Below are 16,500 nucleotides of genomic sequence, written 5' to 3'. Positions count from 1 at the left end.
AGACATCCGCCCGGACCGGGAGGCCAGTCATCATGCGGAGCATCGTCGTTCGTCTCGTCGGCCTTGGCGCCGTTCCGGCGTTCGTGGCGCTGCCCTTTGCGGCCGTTGCGCAGGATGGGGCGCCCGACGCACCGGTGGCGCCGGCCGCCCCCACGACCGCGGCTCCCACGTCCACGACCAGCGTCGTCGTCACCGCGCCGCCACCGTCGCCCGGCAGTTCCAGCACGGCGCCGGAGACGACCGGCGTCACCGTGCCCGGAAGCACCGTGGACGTCGTTCCCGGCCCGCTGTCGGATGGTGGTGACGCTCACGTCGTCGCCCAGGGGATCGTCGACTTCGCCGACGGATCGTTCGGGTGGACCGTCGAGCCCCTCAACGTCACCGCCGCGCCCTTCGAGTTCGACGAGGCGACGGGCGCGTTCCTCGTGAACTCCGGCGACTCACCACTGATCGCCGGCATCGCCGACGAGGCGGCCGCCCTGCTCGACGCCGGCGAAGCGGCGTTCGTCGCCGCCGGCCAGAGCGGCCAACTCACGGGGAGCGCGGAGGGCGCGTTCGCGGCGGCGCAGCGTGTCTCGCTCGCCCCGAGCACCGAGGCGTTCTCGTTCGCTCCCGGGCCCGGCCGGCGCGATGTGAACCTCGTGGGCGCCGTGCTCCGGCCCGGCGACACGCTGCACGTGGTCTCGCCGTTCCCGGTCCTCGTCGTGGTGACGAGCGGCGCTGTCCTCGATGCCCCCGAGGGCACCGAGGTCGTCGCGGGCACGGCGCAGCGGTTCAACGACGCCGACCTGTCGAACGCCGGCGCAGTCGATGCTCGCGTCTTCGTCGCCGCGGTCGGCTCGCCCGTGCCCTGACCTCCGCGAACGGGCCGCTGACGGGTCAGCTCGACGCCGTCGTTTCCGGCGGCACGAGTCCGAAGTGCTCCTCCATCGTCAGACCGCTGTCGTGAAGCTGGGTGGCGAGTTCCACCCCGACGTAGCGCAGGTGCCACGGTTCGTTCGTGTAGCCGGTGATGTGGGCCTTGTCGGGCGGGTAGCGCAGGATGAATCCGAACCGGTGAGCGTTGTCGGCGACCCAGACGCTCGCCTGGGTGTCCCCGAACACCTGGTCGTCGGGCAACCCGACCTGGCCGACGTCCAACGACAGCCCGGTCTGATGCTCGCTGGTGCCGGGCAGGGCGACGCGCTGGGCAGCGACCTCGGCGCCGTAGTCCGCGACGAAGCGGTCGTAGAGCACCTGCTGCTCCTCGTAGGACCGGTAGCCGCTGTTGAGCTGCAACTGGAGCCCGGCGGTCGCCGCGTCAGCGACCATCGCTTCGAACGCCGCGGCCGTCTCGGCGCGGACCTGCGGGTTCGTGACGTCGGGGTCCATCGGAGTGTTCGGAGTCACGAGGTCCGGCGGGATGTAGTCCGCCGGCATCGGGCGCTGCGGGTTGACCAGCCACCAGCTGCTGCCGACGAGATCGATCGAGGGCAGGGTGGTGGTCGGCGCCGGCGGTGTCGTCACCGCGGCGACGGTCGTCGGAGGAGTTGCGTCGTCGCCCCCGGTGGCCACCACGACCCCGACACCGACGGCCGCTGCAGCCACCACGACGCCGAGGGCGATGCCGAGTCGGCCGGACCCTCGGCGACCTCCCGCCGGCCGGATCACCGGAGGCGGCGGCGTGGCCCGCCGGGCCGAGCCTCGGCCCTGCGGGGTCTGGCGGTCGGAGCCGCCGAGGAGTGGATCGATGCTCACGAGCGGTCGCCTCGGTACGTTCGGTGGGGAGTCACGCCGCACCGACGCTACTGAGCGGACCAGGGGCCGCAGCGGCACCCAGCTCTCGGTCATCGACCCCTGCCATCGCCTGACGTTCCCGAGATAGTGCCTGGCACTATCTCGGGACGCTGACGGGATGTGCCAAGCGTCTCCCGTCAGAACGGTCAGGGGGGAGGCGTTTGGCGAGGCGAACGAGCGCCTTGCGGCGCCTGCTGCCGGTGACCAGGCGCTTGGCGAGGCGCTTCGACGGGGCGTCGCCCCGGACGAACGCGACGAGATCGCGTCGTTGCTTGGGTGTGCGGATCCGCTCGACGACGGCGTGATCGCCACGACGGTCGAGCACGACGGCCACAGGGCTGTGGCAGACGCCGAGACACCGCACGGGCGTGACGTCGGCGACGCATCGCAGCGAGGGTTCGAGGTCGGCGTGCTCGGAACGCTTCCGGCAGTCCCCGCCGATGCACACGGCCACGTTCGCGCGAGACACCGACTCAGCCGATCGTGTAGTCGCGCAGCAGCTTGTTCATCTCGATGACGTGCATCTCCTCGGCGCCGATCTGGCCCCGGGCGTACTCCTCGATGTAGATCGAACGGTCGGCCACCACGGAGAGCAGCTCGCGATACAGGCCCAACGCCCTGCGCTCATGGGCGATCGCCTCGCGCATGATCGTCTCGATCGAGTGGTCGTGGGACTCCTCGATCGCGTCGATGCCCTGGTCCGGATGGCCTCCGATGCCGGTGAGCAACTCGCCGGCCTGCTGGGCGTGCAGCAGCGACTCGGTCGCCTGCTGCTTCATGAAGTCGACGAGCGGCAGGCGATTGGGCCCGGTGATCACGAACGAGTAGTGCGTGTACCGGACCACCCCGGACAGCTCGGCACGGAGGATCCGGTTGAGCACCGGAATCACCTGGCTGGCGTCGATCAGGTCGTCGATCATTAGGTGAGCCTAATGGCCGCTCGGCGGTGTCACGGATTCGGTCCGCCTGGTTCACGCATGCTCCGGTTTTGGGCGAACATGCATCCAGCGCTATATGTTCTCAGGGCTATTGAGATGTGTGCACCCGACGTGGCAGGCAGCCGCGCCGAGTGTTCGCATGTGGTGTGGCCGCCGCCACTGCCGTCGCCGAGTCTCTGGCCTGTCGGACGACAGGGATCGAACTTCGGTGCCGAGCTCCACCTGGGAACTGTGGAGCTGCGAGTACGGCATGGTGGCGGCCATCACCGTCGATCCCCGGTGCTTCCGTGGCCCGCCGCTTGGCGCGGCGCTGGGAGGACCTCCGCAGTCTCCGTGTGGCATCGTGCTCGTCGTGACCAGCGGCGATGACGACCTGCGTCCGGGGGCGTCGTCGATCACCGGTGGGCTGGACGCCCTGGGTGCGGCTCGGGGGCAGCTCGTCGGTCTCGCACTCGCCCCTGATGGAACGGCCGCCGGGATCGCCGTCGCCGGGCGTCCGCCGGTCAGTGTGATAGGTCCCGCTGCCACGCTCGTGGCCGAGGCCGACGAGGCGGTCCGACCCCGGTGGGTCATGTGGTCGCAAGCGACCGCCGCCCAGCTCGTCGCCTCAGGCACGCGGGTCGCTGTCGGTTGGGACAACGCGGCGGTCCATCGACTGCTGTTCGGTGAGTGGCGCGCCGACCTCGCCCGGACCTGGGCGCGGGCCCACGGGCTCGAGCCGGTGGCCACGCCCGAGATGGGCCGGCTCGACCTCTTCGGCTCGGCTCGGCCCGACGTTCCGGCACACGTCGCCGTGGGCGACGACGGTCACATCAACCCCGAGTGGCTGGCCGGTGCCTGGTCCGGGAGCCCGCAACACCTCGCCCGGTGGGCGGAGCTCGCCCTCGAGGTGGCGATCAGGCAGATCGCGCTGCTGGAGGCGATCGAGGACCGCCCGGCGGCACCGGCGACCGCGCGCTCGGAATCGACCGCCGAGTTGCTCTGCGCCGAGCTCGCCGCCGACGGCCTCCCGATGGACCGAACCGTGGCGGAGCAGATCGTGGGTGACGCAGTGGGTCCCCGGCCGCGTGACGAGGCCGACGCCGAGCGGCAACGAGGCGAACGGGACGGGGCGGTGCTCCGTCATGCGCCGCCGGGCACCAACTACCTGTTGCGCAACCCGGGCCATGTCAAGGCGCTGCTGTTGGCCTGCGGGGTCGACGTCGCCGACACCCGGGCGTGGCGCCTCGAGGCGTTGCGCGAGCGGCATCCCGTCGTCGACGACCTCCTCGCCTGGCGCAAGGCCGAGCGCATCGCCACGACGTTCGGGTACGGGTGGCTCGACGCGCACCTCGGCCCCGACGGGCGGCTCCGGGGCGAGTGGACGGCCTCGGACGGCGCAGCGGGACGGATGACCGCGTCGGCCGGGCTGCACAACATGCCGGTCGAGATGCGGCCGGCCGTCGTGGCCGAGGCCGGCCACGTGTTGGTGCGGGCCGATCTCGGCCAGATCGAGCCGCGCGTGCTCGCCGCGGTGTCGGGCGACGCTGCCCTGGCCCGCGCGGCGAGGACCGACGACATGTACCAGCCCGTCGCCGTCGATCTGGGCGTCGATCGGGCGACCGCCAAGGTGGCCGTCCTCGGCGCGATGTATGGGCAGACCACCGGTCATGGCGCGGCCGCACTGCGGCGGCTGGACTCGGCGTACCCGGTCGCCATGGAGTTCCTGCGCGAAGCGGCGGCCGCAGGTCAGGTCGGTCGGGACATCCGCACGCGTGGCGGCCGCCTGGTTCGTCTCGGGCCCGGCGACGAGTCGGCGCTCGGCGAACGGGAGGCGCGCTCGCGGGCCGCGGCCCGTGGTCGCTACGCGCGCAACGCGGCGATCCAGGGCGCGGCCGCCGAGCTCTTCAAGATGTGGGCGGTCACCGTCAGGGCTCGTGCCGCGACGTTCGCTGCCCGCGTCGTGCTGTGCCTTCACGACGAGTTGCTGGTGCACGCGCCGGCCGAGCACGGCGACGAGGTCGCCGTCCTGCTGCGGGACGCGCTCGAGGAGGCTGCGCACTGGTGGCAGCCCGACGGGTCCGTGCGGTTCGTCGCCGACATCGCCGTCGTCCGTCGCTGGTCGAACGCCAAAGGCTGAAGCGCGGCGCCCGCGTTCTATGTTGAGGGGGTGCTCAACGCCGATCGGGTCCTCGTCACGATCGGCACACCCTGCACGATGTCAGCGGTGGGCTCCACCCTGGCATATCGAGCGAGGGTGCGAGGCGACGCCGACGCCGTGCTCTACGCGGCCTTCGATGCCGGGCTGGTCGATCTGGCGGCGGGCGACGACGGCACGGTCACCGCGACCTGGGCGGACGGCGCACCGGCGACCGTCGCCGACATCGACGAGCGCTGTGGATCGGAGTTGCGGGCCCGCTCAGGCATACGCGTCGACGAGCGATTCGGGATACCAGACGGTCCCGCCGGCGACGTGTCGGCGAGCCTCCCGTACGACCTGGCCGAGGGTGGGCTGCGCCGTCAGCTCGGCATCACGTTCGGCGACATCCGATCGTCCGGACTCCGCGACATGCACACGCTCTTCGATGACGACCCCCGCCTCGGTCCCTCGTTGCAGGCCCAGCTGTTCCTCCACGGCGGCCTCGGCGCCCTCGCCGCACTTCCCGTCCCGCTCGCCGAGCTGCTGCCGGACCCGTTCGGCTTCCGTGTGGCGGCGGCCTCGGCCTTCGGCGGGCTCGACGCCCTGGCTCGGCTCCATTCGCCGACCGACGCGGAAGCGATCGGGGCCGGTCCTCGCGACAAGTTCGCCGCCCGGCTGGCGAACGCGCTGGGGTCGCACGGACCGGCGCTGATCTCGGCGATGCTCGCTCCGTCGTATCCACTGAGCCGATCGATGAAGCGGCCCGAGCTGCTGCAGACGCTCGAGGGGGCAGAGCACTTCATGCGCGTCCCGCAGGCGCCGGTCAACGCCGTCGGGGCGTGCGCGGCATCGCTGATCGCCCTCGCCGAGGTGGCTCCGCAGCTCGTCCTCGACTATCCGGGCTTCCGTCGCCCCCAGCTCGCGCTCTGGACCGCCGCCGATGCGGCGACTCGACCGGGCGGCGAGATCATCGAAGCGTTCGGTACCGGCGCCCTGTTGACGACGGCCAAGCTCGCCGAGGTGAACACCGGGCGGGTCCCGAGTGATCGGCGATCGTTGAGCGACGCCCTCGCGCCGTTCGATGTCGACGCGTGCGGCACCGTCGTCGGCGACGGCGGGTCGGGGGTGATCGTCACGACGCTCGACTTCGCCGTGCGCAACTTCCTCGACGTCACGTCGATCATCGCCGGGTGGGGCCAGAGTGGGGAGGCCGGCGGGAAGGCGCACTTCGCCGGCGTCGGCTTCGGGGGCGAGAACGCCCTCGTCCACGCCTTCGAGCTCGCCGCCGCCGGCCACGGATACGGCGTCGCCGACTTCGGCTATCTCGTCGCCCACGCCACGGGAACTCGCACCAACTCGAAGACCGATCTCGCCACTGCCGCGTCCGGCCGACGGCTGGCGGCAGCTCGCGCCGGCCGGGACGCGCCCTTGCCGCCGATGGCCGTCGGCACGCCGAAGGCGCTCGGCGATGGGCACACGATGGGGGAGACGGGGCTCAAAGCCGTCGCCCAGGCGATCGACCACCTGCTCGGTCAGCCGTCGGTCGGTGTGCCGACACTCCGCACGCTCGATCCCGAGCTCGGCTCCGCCGTCGAGCAATTCGAGCTGTCGCGCCGTCCCGTCGACGGCAACGCCGACGGTGGCGCCGTGTGCGCCACGCAGGGGTTCGGCGGATACAACGGGGCGGTTGCGCTGAAGGCCGCCAATGCCGACAGCATCGGCCGATACGGCATCGAGTCGTCGGTGCTCGGCGCCTACCTCGAACGCTGGCCGGAGCTGCGCCGCGAACGCGAGCGACGCGAGCTCGCGGCGCGCACCACCCGCGGGAGTGCCCGTCAGTTGGCGGAGCTGCACCGTTGGCCCGGTTCGCCGTCCTGACCGCCTGAGAGCCCGGGGCCACTACTAGGGTCGGTCGGGATGAGTGAACCCACCAAACCCGAGGTTGCCGCGCCCCACGGCGAGCCGCCCGCCGCCCTCGTCATCGACGATCTCGAGACGGGGACCGGCGACGAGGCGGTCGCCGGCCGCAACGTCTCGGTCCACTACGTGGGCGTCGCCTGGTCGAACGGCAAGCAGTTCGACGCGTCCTGGGATCGGTCCGAGCCGTTCGAGTTCCGGCTCGGCGCCGGCCAGGTGATCTCCGGATGGGACCAGGGCGTCGTCGGCATGCGCGTCGGTGGCCGCCGGCAACTGACCATCCCGCCCGATCTCGGGTACGGCAAGCACGGCGCCGGTGGCGTGATCAAGGGCGGCGAGACGCTGGTCTTCGTCGTCGATCTGCTCGGCGTGCACTGACCTCCGGGGCCGGTCCTTCGTGGGCCGCCACGCGTTCTTCCAGCGGTCCGAAACGGGCCCAGTCGTGGCACGATGAAGCCATGGCTGCGCGTGATGGCGACGGGTTCGTGATGTGCGGCTGCGGGCGTCCCCATTGGGGGCTCTACGGAGCGGCCGGGCTGTTGCTCGTTCGCCCGATCGCCGCGGCTCCCGAGGTGCTCCTGCAGCTGCGGGCGGCGTGGACCCATGATGGCGGCACGTGGGCGCTGCCCGGCGGCGCCATCGACTCCCACGAGGATCACGAGTCCGCGGCGCTCCGCGAGGCCTGGGAGGAAGCCGGGATCGCCGCCGAACACATCGTCGTCAAGGACGTGTTCGTCGACGATCACGGCATCTGGAGCTACTCGACCGTCATCGCCCACGCCGCCGTCGAGGTGGCCGCGACGGCGGCCAACGCCGAGTCCGATGCGATGCGCTGGGTGCCGCTCGACACCGTGGCGTCGTTCCCGCTCCACCCGGGGCTGGCCGCATCATGGCCCGAGCTGGTGGCCAAGACGCTGGCCACGCTGTCCTAGCCCGTCAGGCGGCGCCGTGCTGCTGCGCGCCGTCAGGCGGCGCCGTGCTGCTGCGCGCCGTCAGGCGGCGCCGTGCTACTGCGCGCCGTCAGGCGGCGCCGTGCTACTGCGCGCCGTCAGGCGGCGCCGTGCTGCTGCGCGCCGTCAGGCGGCGCCGAGGAACGGCTCCCATGCCGGGTGCCGATCACGCAGGCCGGCGGCGACGAGGGCCGTGCGGGACGGGACGAACGGGTCGCGCTTCAGCGTCCATCCGTAGATGCGATGCATCTGCTCGAGCGTGCGGTTGGACTTGGCGCCGTTGTGCGCCCGGCACGCAGCCACCACGTTGAGCCAGCTGTCGCCGCCGCCGAGCGAGCGGGGCATCAGGTGGTCGACGGAGTCGCCCCGCCGGCTGCACGGGTTGCCGCCGATGACGAACTGGCACTGGTGGCTGTCGCGCAACCGGACTCGGCGCGGCGAGTAGGCGGGGGGACGCAGCTCGCACGGGTGCAGGAGACCGATGCGCGCCACCACCGACGGGATCTCGACGGTGAGCGACGGCGAGTGCATCACGGTGGCGATCTCGGCTGACGCCGCGACGACGCGGTTCATCACCAGGAGTTCGCACGCGTGCTCGGCGTCGATCACCCGATCGATCCGCCACGCGGCATCGAGGAGTAGGACCGGTGCAGACACCACGACCTCCTTTCGTCGACTCGTACGGCCCGTCCAGTATGTCCAGTGCGTGGGCTCGGCGCACTTCATCATCGCGGGCCGACGTGGTCCGGTCGGCGATGCTCGGCCGCCCGACCGACATCTTGGCCGCCCCGTTGCCGCTGCGTGGCGCAGGTTTCACCGGCCCGTCACCTCATCCGCAGCCGGTCCGTCTGTCGTCACCGACGTCACGCGGCGGAGAAAAGTCTCGCTCGCCGGCCGGCGCCCGGTGCTACGCCTTGGCCGATGGAGACGACCACCCACAACCCGACCGACGGCATCTACGCGACAGGCGGCTCCTGGGCCCACGCCATCGAGGTCCGCAATCCCGACCGCATCGTCTACGTGGCGGGCACGATGGGCCTCGACGCCGACAGCGTGGCCGGCGCGTCGCTGGAGGATCAGCTCGACCTGGTGTGGAACAACATCCGGCGCATCCTCGCGGAGGCTGACATGACCGTCGACAACATCGTGCGTGTCACGAGCTACCTGCGCGATGTCGCCTTCGCCGGGCCCAACGGCGAGGCAAGGGTTGCCGCGCTCGGCGGCCGTCCGGTGCCGACCACGGCCATCGTGGTCCAGACGCTCGAACCCGACTGGCTCGTCGAACTCGAGGTGATCGCCGCGGCGTAGCGCAGCGGGCCGGCGTCAGTCGTCGAGGCCGATGAGCTCGGCCATCACCGTCGATGTGGCCTCGAACAGGTCGGCGTGGGCCTCGATCACGTTGCGGGTCTGGCCGAACAGCTCGAAGCTGATCAACCCGAACAGCTGGGTCCACGCGGCGAGCACTCGCACGACGAGGCCATCGGGCACGTCGGTGCCGATGAAGTCGCGCACGCGGACGAGATCGTCAGCGAGCTTCCGCGGGATGGCGGGAGCGAGGTCATGACCGATGCGGAGCTTTCCATCCCGATGAGCGTCGGCGACGACGCCGACGAGGGCGGCGGTGACCCGGGAGGCCGACGCGATCGTGTCCAGCGGGGCGGCGTAGCCGGGAACCGGCGAGCCGTAGATCAGGGCGAACTCGTGCGGGTGGTCGACCGCCCAGCGGCGGATCGCCGTCGCCACGGTGACGAACCGGCGGGCGGGGGCGGCGCGGCGGCTGTGCGACGCGGCGGTCTCGGCCGCCAGTCCGACCGCGTCGTAGGCGTCGATGATGAGCAGGGTGAGGAGCTCGTCGCGGCTGGCGACGTAGCGGTAGACCGCCGACGACACCATGCCGAGCTCGCGGGCGACGGCACGAAGCGACAGCGCCGCGGCGCCATCGGTGGCGAGGTGGCGCCGGGCGGTCTGCTTGATCGCGTCGGTGACTTCGGCGCGAGCGCGGGCTCGAGCGCCGCGGAGGACCGGTTCGGCGGTCGGTTCGGTCGGCATGGACTCCAGTATGTCAGATCACTGCGCCGAAATGTGAGCACTGCTCTTGCAAACAGTCGGCAGATCTGATTCACTGATCTGTAACGAGAGCAGTGCTCACACCGCGTCACTGCCCGATGTCGAAAGGACGCAAGATGTCTCCCTCCCCGAGCAACACCGCCCGGTACCTCGAGCCCAGCACGATGACGAAACGGGTGTTCAACCCCCTCATCGCCCTCCTCACCCGCCTCGGCTTGAGCCTGCGCGGATCGCGCGAACTCGAGGTCCGCGGTCGCAAGAGCGGCGAGGTCCGCCGGACCGTCGTCAACCCGCTCAGCCTCGACGGCGAGCGCTTCCTCGTCGCCCCTCGGGGGACGACACAGTGGGTGCGCAACCTGCGTGCCGCGCAGCTGGGCACGCTGCGCGTCGGGCGGCGGCGTGAGGAGTTCACGGCCACCGAGGTGGCCGACGCCGACAAGACGCCGATCATCCGCGCCTACCTCGCCAAGTGGGCGTGGGAGGTCGGAGCGTTCTTCGAAGGGTTGTCGGCCACGTCGTCCGACGACGAGATCGCCGCCGTGGCGGCGGGCTTCCCAGTGTTCCGTCTGCAGTCCGTGGCCCGCTGATCCGAGAGGTGTGAGCAGAGAGTGCGGAAACCTGCTGCCAGGGATCACACTTCGTGGGTCAGTCGGGCGGGAGCGGCACGGCGATCGTGCCGTCGATCCGGCCCTGGAGGAACTCCGTCGCGGTGACGGGGAGATAGGCGCACGGGTGCCCGGCGTCGACGCAGCTGTCGATGCACTCGACGACCGTGTCGGCGTCGGGGTTGACGAAGAACGGGACCGAGTAGCGGTCCTCGGCGGCCGACGTGGTCACCCGATGCGGCGTGGAGCGATAGCGATCGTTGGTCCATCGGGCGAGCATGTCGCCGAGGTTCACGACGAGACTGCCGGGCGGCGCGACCACGTCCACCCAGCCGCCATCCACCGGGTGCACCTGCAACCCGCTGACCCCGTCGGTGGCCAGCAGCGTGATGGCGCCGTAGTCGGTGTGGGTGCGGGTGGGCGTCGGGGCGGCGCTCTCCGATCGAGCCGGATAGCGGAGCATGCGCAGGTAGCACTCCGGCGCACCCATGCGGTCGGCGAAGAACGTCGGGCCGATGTCGAGCGCAACGGCGAGCGCGCGGAGGACGGCCGCCGCGACATCCAGCGCCTCGCGCTCGTAGCGCTCGACCGCCTCCCGGAACCCGGTGAGGGACGGCCACCGGTTGCGATCGACACCACGGGGCGTGACGAGTTCGACGTCGTAGAGCTCCTTGGCGCCGTCGTGGACGTAGCCGCAGCGCTGCCACATGGCGAGCGCGTCTTTGTCGTGCTGGGCGAGGGCGAACAGTTGGTGGGCCGCACCGAAGACGTCGGTCATCGGACCGTCGAGCCCGTGCCCGACGCCCACGAAGAACCCCGTCGCCCGGCACGCTTCGTCGATTGCCGCGACGACGGCATCGACGCCGGCCGGGTCGTCGGGAACGAGGAGCGGCCGGATGTCGACGACCGGCGCCGCGGCCGTCATCAGGACGGGATGAGCGACACTTCGCGGCGAAGGCGAACCGTGCGCGAGCGGTCGAACTCCGACGATTCGGTGAGGGCGACCTCGACGAGGCCGTGGACCTTGGGCTCGATCGAGTTCCAGAGGCGTCGCACGATCTCCTCGACCGTCGGCTCACGGTCCCACACGAGCGGGAGGAAGCTCTTCCACGGACCGATGTCGGTGTCGGTGAGGTAGTGGCCGGCCCACGGCTCGACTTCGGCGCGCAGGAGCGCCTCGAGGTCGTCGGCCGGCATCACGATGTCGGCATCGGCCGGCCCTTCCACGGTGGCTTCGACCGTCCACGCGTGCGAGTGGATGAGCCCGTCGACCCGGTGACCCCACCGTGCCTGGATCCGAGCTGTGATGGTCAGTTGCACCGTCGCCGTCCTTTCTGTCCGTCGCCGGCCCTCGGACCGGTCAGGAGATGGTTCTTGTACTGATTCTTGCCCGCATCCGGGCCAAAATCAGTACAAGAACGCGGGATGAGGTCAGGCGCCGATGCTCTCGTCGATGAACTCGTTGGTGAAGAGCTGGTCAGCGGTCAGGTCCTCGGGGACCTCCAGGCCGGCGTCACGCATCTGCGTCAGCACCCCCTCGATCCGCTCGCCGTCGAGGTTGCCGAGCGTGTCGTCGTCGCCATTGCCAGTGAGACCCAGCTCGGCCTGCGTCTGGGCCGAGTACTCGGCCAGCTCGGCCGGGTACTCCCAGAAGTTGTCGTACTGCTCGACGATGTCGACGATCGCCGCGTTGGTGGCGCTCGGGTCGGCGATGTAGTCCACCGCCGACTGTTGCACGACGGGCACGAACAGCTCGAGGCAGGGACGCAGTGTCTCGAGGTCGTCCGGGCGGATCGCCAGCGTCGACTGGTACACCTGGAAGCCGGCGTCGTGGATGAGCTGGTAGGCGACCGGCTTGCCCCAATCGGTGAAGATGTGCTCGTAGGCGAACGGCTCGGACGAGGCGTAGCCCTGCTGGGCGATGGCGCCGTCCTCGGCGATGAACCGGGTGGGGCCGCCGTCGTAGCTCGGGTCGACCTGGTCCTCGGACCAGGTGCCGTCGGCCACGAAGATCTGGCCGAACGTCACGCCGCCGAAGAGGTTGATCACCACGTCCTGCTCGCCGAGGTCGGCCAGCGTCTCGACGTCCGGGTAGGTCTCGGGGTCCCACATGATGATCTGCGGGTTGATCTCGAGCGGGGCGACCACCGACAGCAGCGGCGTGTTGTTCCACGAGAGGATCTGGCCGTCGGTGGTGCCGTAGGCGAACGTGATCGAATCGTCGGAGTAGAACTCCGTCTCGAGGTCGACGCCGATCGCCGGGCCGCCGGAACGGACCTCGACGTTCACGCCCGTGGGTTCGCCGTGCGAGTACAGCGGACCCGAGACGATCTTGTCGTCGGCGTTCACCTCGTAGTCCGGCCCGAGCAGGCCGTAGGTGGCTCCGTACTCACCCTCGGGGAACCAGTCGGTCTGGATGACGATCGTCTCGGGGCACACCTCCGACAGATCGGGCGGCGTGAACTCGCCCCCCGCGGCCGCGGGGGCCGAACCCTCGCTCGCCGCTTCGGTGGAAGCCGGCTCGGTGTCCGGGGGCGTCGACGCGGCGCCGATCGCCGGGGCGAGGGCGCCGGCGCCGGCGAGCAGCGCCGCCATGGTGGCCTTCTTCTTCATCGGGTGCTCCTGTTGGTGTTGGGGTGGTGGAGTGCTGATCGGACGGACGCGGTGGGACTCGGGGACATCGTCAGCGACCGCCGCCGGACTTCGAGTCGTGCCACTTGCCGATCACGGCGCTCTGGAGCGCACCGAAGAGCAGGAACACGATGATGCCCATCATCGAGGCGATGATCACGGCGGCGAAGAGCTGGTGGTTGTAGTTGGAGTTGAGCGAGTACTGCTTGATGCGCTGGCCGATGCCGACGTCACCGCGGCCGAAGAAGAAGTCGCCGACGATCGCGCCCACCACCGACAGGCCGGCCGAGATGCGCAGGCCGGCGAACATCGCCGGCAGCGCCGACGGGAACATCACCTTGCGCAGCCGCGTCCAGCGGTCACCTCGATGGAGCGTGACGAGGTCGTGGAGGCCGCCGTCGGCGCCGAGCAGGCCGAAGAGCGTGTTGAGCACGATCGGGAAGAAGGAGATGATCACGCACACCAGCACCCGGGCGTTCTGGCCCGTGCCCAACCAGAACGTGATCAGCGGCACGATGGCGAGGATCGGGATCGCCTGCAGGGCGACCAGCATCGGGAACATCGCCCGCTCGATGATCTTCGCCTGGCTCATCAAGGTGGCCACGGCGACGCCGAGGAGGATGGCGAGGAAGAGCCCGATCGCGGCGACTCTGGTGCTCGACCAGGTGGCCTCGAGCAACTCACTCAGGTTGTCCCATTCGAGGAAACCGACCCGCACGACGTCGTGGGGATAGGGGAGCACGAACTTGCGCCGCTGCGACAGAACGAAGCGGTGGACGTAGTACCAGACCCCGATGACGGCCGCGAGCAGCACCAACGGCGGGATGACCGCCCGGGCGACCCGCCGACTCCGGGACACGGTCGGCGCGGCCCGGACGGTGGGCGCCTCGACGATCGCCGACGTCACGATGGGGTCGGTGACCGACGGGACCAGGTCGGTGCCAGGCCGGTCGGTCATACGTGGGCCGCCCGGAGGGAGGTGGAGATCTCGCCGCTCAGCCGGGCGAACTCGGGATCGAAGCGCAGGTCGGGTGAGCGCGGGTACGAGAACGGCACGTCGTACTCGGCCACGATGCGCCCGGGACGGGCCGACATGACGAGGACCCTGGTGCTCATGAAGACCGCCTCGGAGATCGAGTGGGTGATGAACAGCCCGGCGAAGCCTTCCTGCTGGAACAGCCGCAGGGTCTCCTCGTTGAGATGCTCGCGGGTGATCTCGTCGACCGCCCCGAAGGGCTCGTCGAACATCAGGATCGGCGGGCTCAGGGTGAGTGTGCGGGCGAGCGAGCACCGCATGCGCATCCCGCCCGAGAGCGACTTCGGGTAGTGGTTCTCGAACCCGGACAGGCCGACGAGGTCGATGGCCCTGGCGGCCAGCTCACGGCGCTGCTGCCGGCCGATGCCGTGCAGCTCGGCGAGCAGTTCGACGTTGGCGCGCACCGTCCGCCAGGGCATCAGCGTCGGATCCTGGAAGACGTACCCGATGCGTTCCCGATCGATGTCCACGGAGCCCTGCGTGGCGTCGAGCAGTCCCGATGCGATCTTCAGGAGCGTCGACTTACCGCACCCCGACGGCCCGACGACGGTGATGAACTCGCCCCGAGTGACACTGAACGACACCCGGTCGATGGCGACGGTCCCATCGGGAAAGGTCATCCCGATGTCGTTGAACGCCAATGCCGCGCCGCCTCCGCTGTCCTGCACGCTCCGGGTCTCCTCCTTGGGTTCGGTCCGCGACCGGGGCGACTCGCACCCGGCAGCTGGCGCCAGGCGGCCGTCTCATCGGCGACCCATGCTGGCACAGTCGGCCCGGCGACGCCCGCTTCGGTTGCCGGGCCGGCCGGTCAGAGGACGACGCGACCGCGGACCGTCGCCCGCGTGCCGGTCGGATATCCCTCGTTCCAGTAGATGGAGATCTGCGGGATCCCGGGGCCGGTCATCGTGGTCGAACCGTCGATGTCCTCGTCGGCGTCGATGGCGTAGCCGCCGCGTGGCAGCTGGCCCTCGAACGTCGAGTGCATGGTGACCGGATCGACGCCGGGAATGTCGTAGGCGACCTCGACGCTCACCGAGTCGACGTCGAGGAACGCCGAGGTGGAGAACAGCACGGACGCCGGAATGGCATCGGCGGGCAGCGGCAGCCCGGGCGCCCAGCCGAGGAACGGCTCGAGTTTCGACTCGTCTGCGTCCGCATACCAGCGCAGTTCGTGCGTCGGCGTGACCTCGTCGTCGGTGACACTCTCGGTCAGCGTGACGGTGATGTCGGCGAGCCAGTACTCGGCCGCGGGGATGTCGAACTCGAGCGTGCGTCGCCGGCCGCCCTCGTCGCTGCTCGTGCTGTCGCCGCTCTGCGGATAGCCGGCAGCGGGCAGGAGCGTCTCGTAGAACTCGGCGATGTCGGAGGCGGTGGCGGTGGACTCGAACGTGACGGTGCCGTAGTAGTAGCTGTCGTCGGCCTCGTCGGACGGCTCGAGGCTGAGCATCATCTCGAGCACGGTCGAGCCGGCAGGCGTGGGGATGCCGGGCGGGACGTCGACGAGCCCTGCGAACGCGGCCGTCATGTCGGTCGAGGGTCCGAGGAACCGCTGCGAGGCCGCCACGAGTTGGTCGATCGAGGCGTGGGGCGGCGCCTCGCCGGGAACGGTGACCGGGGCCCCCGGGATGGTCTTGATCGTCACGTCGGCAGGCGAACCGGGACCGCTGCCGGCCGACCCGCCCACCGTCACCGGCTCCGAAGGACTGCTGGATGACTCGCCGGCCGGCGGCGGTGGGCTGGCGGACGCGCTGGTGGCCGCCGCATCGTCGTCCCCGCCAGGCTGCGACGGGGGCGACGCAGCCACGCCGACGGCGAGCGCGGCGAGGGCTGCGGCTGCGACCAGCGGATGGGTCATTCGGTCGGTTCGCTCCGGCGGTGCGACGTCGACGTGACGCCCTCGCCGTCGGGGCCGCGGCCGTAGAGCACCTTGCGCATCTGCTCCCGCCCGTCGTGGATCCGGGACTTGACGGTGCCCAGCGGGATGCCGAGGAGATCGGCGATGTCGGAGTACTCGAGCTCGCAGAGGTCTCGCATGAGCACCGGCTCGACGAGGCGTCGCTCCAGCTGCTCGGCCGCTTCGAGGACGTCGATCCGGGCACCGGCGATGACGCTGGGCGACGAACCCCGCGCCGCCAGGTCGGGCGGAGCCTCGAGGACGCTGCGCCGCCGCTTCAACTTGCGATAGCAGTCGATCGCCGCGTTCGTCGTGAGCTGGTACATCCACGTGGTGAACTTGGCCCGGCCCTCGAAGCTCTCGATGCGCCGGGCGATGGAGAAGAGGGCATCCTGGGCGGCTTCCTCGGCGTCGAGATTGTTGGGCAGGAAGCGCCGGCAACGGCTGAGGATCAACGGCTGGATGCCGACGAGGAGCTGGTCGAGCGCCGCCTTGTCCCCACGTGCCGCGCGCTGCCCGACCGCCTCGATCTCGTCGAACTCCATCAGTGCGTCTCCCTTGGTCGCG

The 16,500-nt window shown here is 70.6% G+C and carries 19 protein-coding genes; 7 read left to right on the top strand and 12 right to left on the bottom strand.

What is annotated here, in order from left to right:
- Positions 1–32 precede the first annotated feature (32 nt).
- The gene (locus DN771_RS13085; RefSeq protein ID WP_162941889.1) at positions 33–854 is read left to right on the top strand and encodes a hypothetical protein; all 822 of its coding nucleotides are present in this window, start codon (positions 33–35) and stop codon (positions 852–854) included.
- 25 nt (positions 855–879) lie between these two features.
- Here DN771_RS13085 and DN771_RS13080 read toward each other — a convergent pair whose 3' ends face one another.
- The 3 genes from DN771_RS13080 to DN771_RS13070 all read right to left on the bottom strand — a co-directional run bounded on the left by DN771_RS13080 (position 880) and on the right by DN771_RS13070 (position 2,696).
- Positions 880–1,737: a M15 family metallopeptidase gene (locus tag DN771_RS13080; protein WP_116997979.1), complete on the bottom strand. Its 858-nt coding sequence runs from the start codon at positions 1,735–1,737 to the stop codon at positions 880–882.
- A 136-nt stretch (positions 1,738–1,873) separates the two neighbouring features.
- Entirely contained in the window at positions 1,874–2,245 is a 372-nt protein-coding gene (locus DN771_RS13075) for a hypothetical protein (protein WP_162941888.1), read from the bottom strand.
- A gap of 4 nt (positions 2,246–2,249) precedes the next feature.
- Positions 2,250–2,696, bottom strand: a complete 447-nt coding sequence (locus DN771_RS13070; RefSeq protein WP_116997977.1) for a ferritin-like domain-containing protein — start codon at positions 2,694–2,696, stop codon at positions 2,250–2,252.
- 226 nt (positions 2,697–2,922) lie between these two features.
- Between DN771_RS13070 and DN771_RS13065 the strand changes: the two genes are divergently transcribed.
- From DN771_RS13065 to DN771_RS13050, 4 genes are all read left to right on the top strand, one after another.
- Complete coding sequence (locus tag DN771_RS13065; protein WP_205528567.1) at positions 2,923–4,833, top strand: DNA polymerase; 1,911 nt, start codon at positions 2,923–2,925, stop codon at positions 4,831–4,833.
- A gap of 30 nt (positions 4,834–4,863) precedes the next feature.
- Positions 4,864–6,711, top strand: coding sequence for a beta-ketoacyl-[acyl-carrier-protein] synthase family protein (locus tag DN771_RS13060; RefSeq protein WP_116997976.1), 1,848 nt, complete (start codon positions 4,864–4,866; stop codon positions 6,709–6,711).
- Positions 6,712–6,750: 39 nt separating this feature from the next.
- On the top strand, positions 6,751–7,128 hold the full coding sequence (locus DN771_RS13055) for an FKBP-type peptidyl-prolyl cis-trans isomerase (RefSeq protein WP_116997975.1): 378 nt from the start codon (positions 6,751–6,753) through the stop codon (positions 7,126–7,128).
- An 80-nt stretch (positions 7,129–7,208) separates the two neighbouring features.
- The gene (locus DN771_RS13050) at positions 7,209–7,682 is read left to right on the top strand and encodes an NUDIX domain-containing protein (protein WP_116997974.1); all 474 of its coding nucleotides are present in this window, start codon (positions 7,209–7,211) and stop codon (positions 7,680–7,682) included.
- Between the two features lie 144 nt (positions 7,683–7,826).
- Here the strand turns inward: DN771_RS13050 and DN771_RS13045 are convergent, their stop codons facing one another.
- Entirely contained in the window at positions 7,827–8,357 is a 531-nt protein-coding gene (locus DN771_RS13045) for an HNH endonuclease (protein ID WP_162941887.1), read from the bottom strand.
- Positions 8,358–8,621: 264 nt separating this feature from the next.
- Here DN771_RS13045 and DN771_RS13040 point away from each other — a divergent pair, with 264 nt between their 5' ends.
- The gene (locus DN771_RS13040; protein WP_116997972.1) at positions 8,622–9,008 is read left to right on the top strand and encodes a RidA family protein; all 387 of its coding nucleotides are present in this window, start codon (positions 8,622–8,624) and stop codon (positions 9,006–9,008) included.
- Positions 9,009–9,023: 15 nt separating this feature from the next.
- On the opposite strand, the gene DN771_RS13035 is transcribed toward DN771_RS13040, so the two are convergent.
- Positions 9,024–9,749, bottom strand: a complete 726-nt coding sequence (locus DN771_RS13035; protein ID WP_116997971.1) for a TetR/AcrR family transcriptional regulator — start codon at positions 9,747–9,749, stop codon at positions 9,024–9,026.
- Between the two features lie 134 nt (positions 9,750–9,883).
- Between DN771_RS13035 and DN771_RS13030 the strand changes: the two genes are divergently transcribed.
- Positions 9,884–10,354, top strand: a complete 471-nt coding sequence (locus DN771_RS13030; protein WP_116997970.1) for a nitroreductase family deazaflavin-dependent oxidoreductase — start codon at positions 9,884–9,886, stop codon at positions 10,352–10,354.
- A gap of 58 nt (positions 10,355–10,412) precedes the next feature.
- Here DN771_RS13030 and DN771_RS13025 read toward each other — a convergent pair whose 3' ends face one another.
- From DN771_RS13025 to DN771_RS12995, 7 genes are all read right to left on the bottom strand, one after another.
- Positions 10,413–11,297 (bottom strand): isopenicillin N synthase family dioxygenase, encoded by an 885-nt coding sequence (locus DN771_RS13025; RefSeq protein ID WP_116997969.1) that lies wholly within the window; start codon positions 11,295–11,297, stop codon positions 10,413–10,415.
- The gene (locus tag DN771_RS13020; RefSeq protein WP_116997968.1) at positions 11,297–11,692 is read right to left on the bottom strand and encodes a 6-pyruvoyl trahydropterin synthase family protein; all 396 of its coding nucleotides are present in this window, start codon (positions 11,690–11,692) and stop codon (positions 11,297–11,299) included. The genes DN771_RS13025 and DN771_RS13020 overlap by 1 nt, the downstream gene beginning before the upstream one ends.
- A 111-nt stretch (positions 11,693–11,803) precedes the next feature.
- The gene (locus tag DN771_RS13015; protein ID WP_116997967.1) at positions 11,804–12,985 is read right to left on the bottom strand and encodes an ABC transporter substrate-binding protein; all 1,182 of its coding nucleotides are present in this window, start codon (positions 12,983–12,985) and stop codon (positions 11,804–11,806) included.
- 70 nt (positions 12,986–13,055) lie between these two features.
- Positions 13,056–13,961: an ABC transporter permease gene (locus tag DN771_RS13010; protein WP_116997966.1), complete on the bottom strand. Its 906-nt coding sequence runs from the start codon at positions 13,959–13,961 to the stop codon at positions 13,056–13,058.
- A complete protein-coding gene (locus tag DN771_RS13005; RefSeq protein ID WP_116998022.1) occupies positions 13,958–14,659 on the bottom strand; it encodes an ABC transporter ATP-binding protein in 702 nt (233 codons plus the stop codon). The genes DN771_RS13010 and DN771_RS13005 overlap by 4 nt, the downstream gene beginning before the upstream one ends.
- A 188-nt stretch (positions 14,660–14,847) precedes the next feature.
- Positions 14,848–15,894: a hypothetical protein gene (locus DN771_RS13000; RefSeq protein ID WP_116997964.1), complete on the bottom strand. Its 1,047-nt coding sequence runs from the start codon at positions 15,892–15,894 to the stop codon at positions 14,848–14,850.
- Complete coding sequence (locus tag DN771_RS12995; RefSeq protein WP_116997962.1) at positions 15,891–16,478, bottom strand: RNA polymerase sigma factor; 588 nt, start codon at positions 16,476–16,478, stop codon at positions 15,891–15,893. The genes DN771_RS13000 and DN771_RS12995 overlap by 4 nt, the downstream gene beginning before the upstream one ends.
- Between the last annotated feature and the right edge of the window lie 22 nt (positions 16,479–16,500).

This window comes from Desertimonas flava (genome assembly GCF_003426815.1).
GTDB classification, from domain to species: Bacteria; Actinomycetota; Acidimicrobiia; order Acidimicrobiales; family Ilumatobacteraceae; genus Desertimonas; species Desertimonas flava.
The sequence above is the reverse complement of the archived record's forward strand: the minus strand, read 5'-3'. Positions and strand labels throughout refer to the sequence as shown.

Excerpts from the sequence above, each read along its gene's own strand:
- DN771_RS13085 (WP_162941889.1), top strand. The coding sequence starts at position 33 with ATGCGGAGCATCGTCGTTCGTCTCGTCGGCCTTGGCGCCGTTCCGGCG.
- DN771_RS13070 (WP_116997977.1), bottom strand. The coding sequence starts at position 2,696 with ATGATCGACGACCTGATCGACGCCAGCCAGGTGATTCCGGTGCTCAAC.
- DN771_RS13055 (WP_116997975.1), top strand. The coding sequence starts at position 6,751 with ATGAGTGAACCCACCAAACCCGAGGTTGCCGCGCCCCACGGCGAGCCG.
- DN771_RS13050 (WP_116997974.1), top strand. The coding sequence starts at position 7,209 with ATGGCTGCGCGTGATGGCGACGGGTTCGTGATGTGCGGCTGCGGGCGT.
- DN771_RS13040 (WP_116997972.1), top strand. The coding sequence starts at position 8,622 with ATGGAGACGACCACCCACAACCCGACCGACGGCATCTACGCGACAGGC.
- DN771_RS13035 (WP_116997971.1), bottom strand. The coding sequence starts at position 9,749 with ATGCCGACCGAACCGACCGCCGAACCGGTCCTCCGCGGCGCTCGAGCC.
- DN771_RS13030 (WP_116997970.1), top strand. The coding sequence starts at position 9,884 with ATGTCTCCCTCCCCGAGCAACACCGCCCGGTACCTCGAGCCCAGCACG.
- DN771_RS13025 (WP_116997969.1), bottom strand. The coding sequence starts at position 11,297 with ATGACGGCCGCGGCGCCGGTCGTCGACATCCGGCCGCTCCTCGTTCCC.
- DN771_RS13015 (WP_116997967.1), bottom strand. The coding sequence starts at position 12,985 with ATGAAGAAGAAGGCCACCATGGCGGCGCTGCTCGCCGGCGCCGGCGCC.
- DN771_RS13010 (WP_116997966.1), bottom strand. The coding sequence starts at position 13,961 with ATGACCGACCGGCCTGGCACCGACCTGGTCCCGTCGGTCACCGACCCC.
- DN771_RS13005 (WP_116998022.1), bottom strand. The coding sequence starts at position 14,659 with ATGACCTTTCCCGATGGGACCGTCGCCATCGACCGGGTGTCGTTCAGT.
- DN771_RS13000 (WP_116997964.1), bottom strand. The coding sequence starts at position 15,894 with ATGACCCATCCGCTGGTCGCAGCCGCAGCCCTCGCCGCGCTCGCCGTC.
- DN771_RS12995 (WP_116997962.1), bottom strand. The coding sequence starts at position 16,478 with ATGGAGTTCGACGAGATCGAGGCGGTCGGGCAGCGCGCGGCACGTGGG.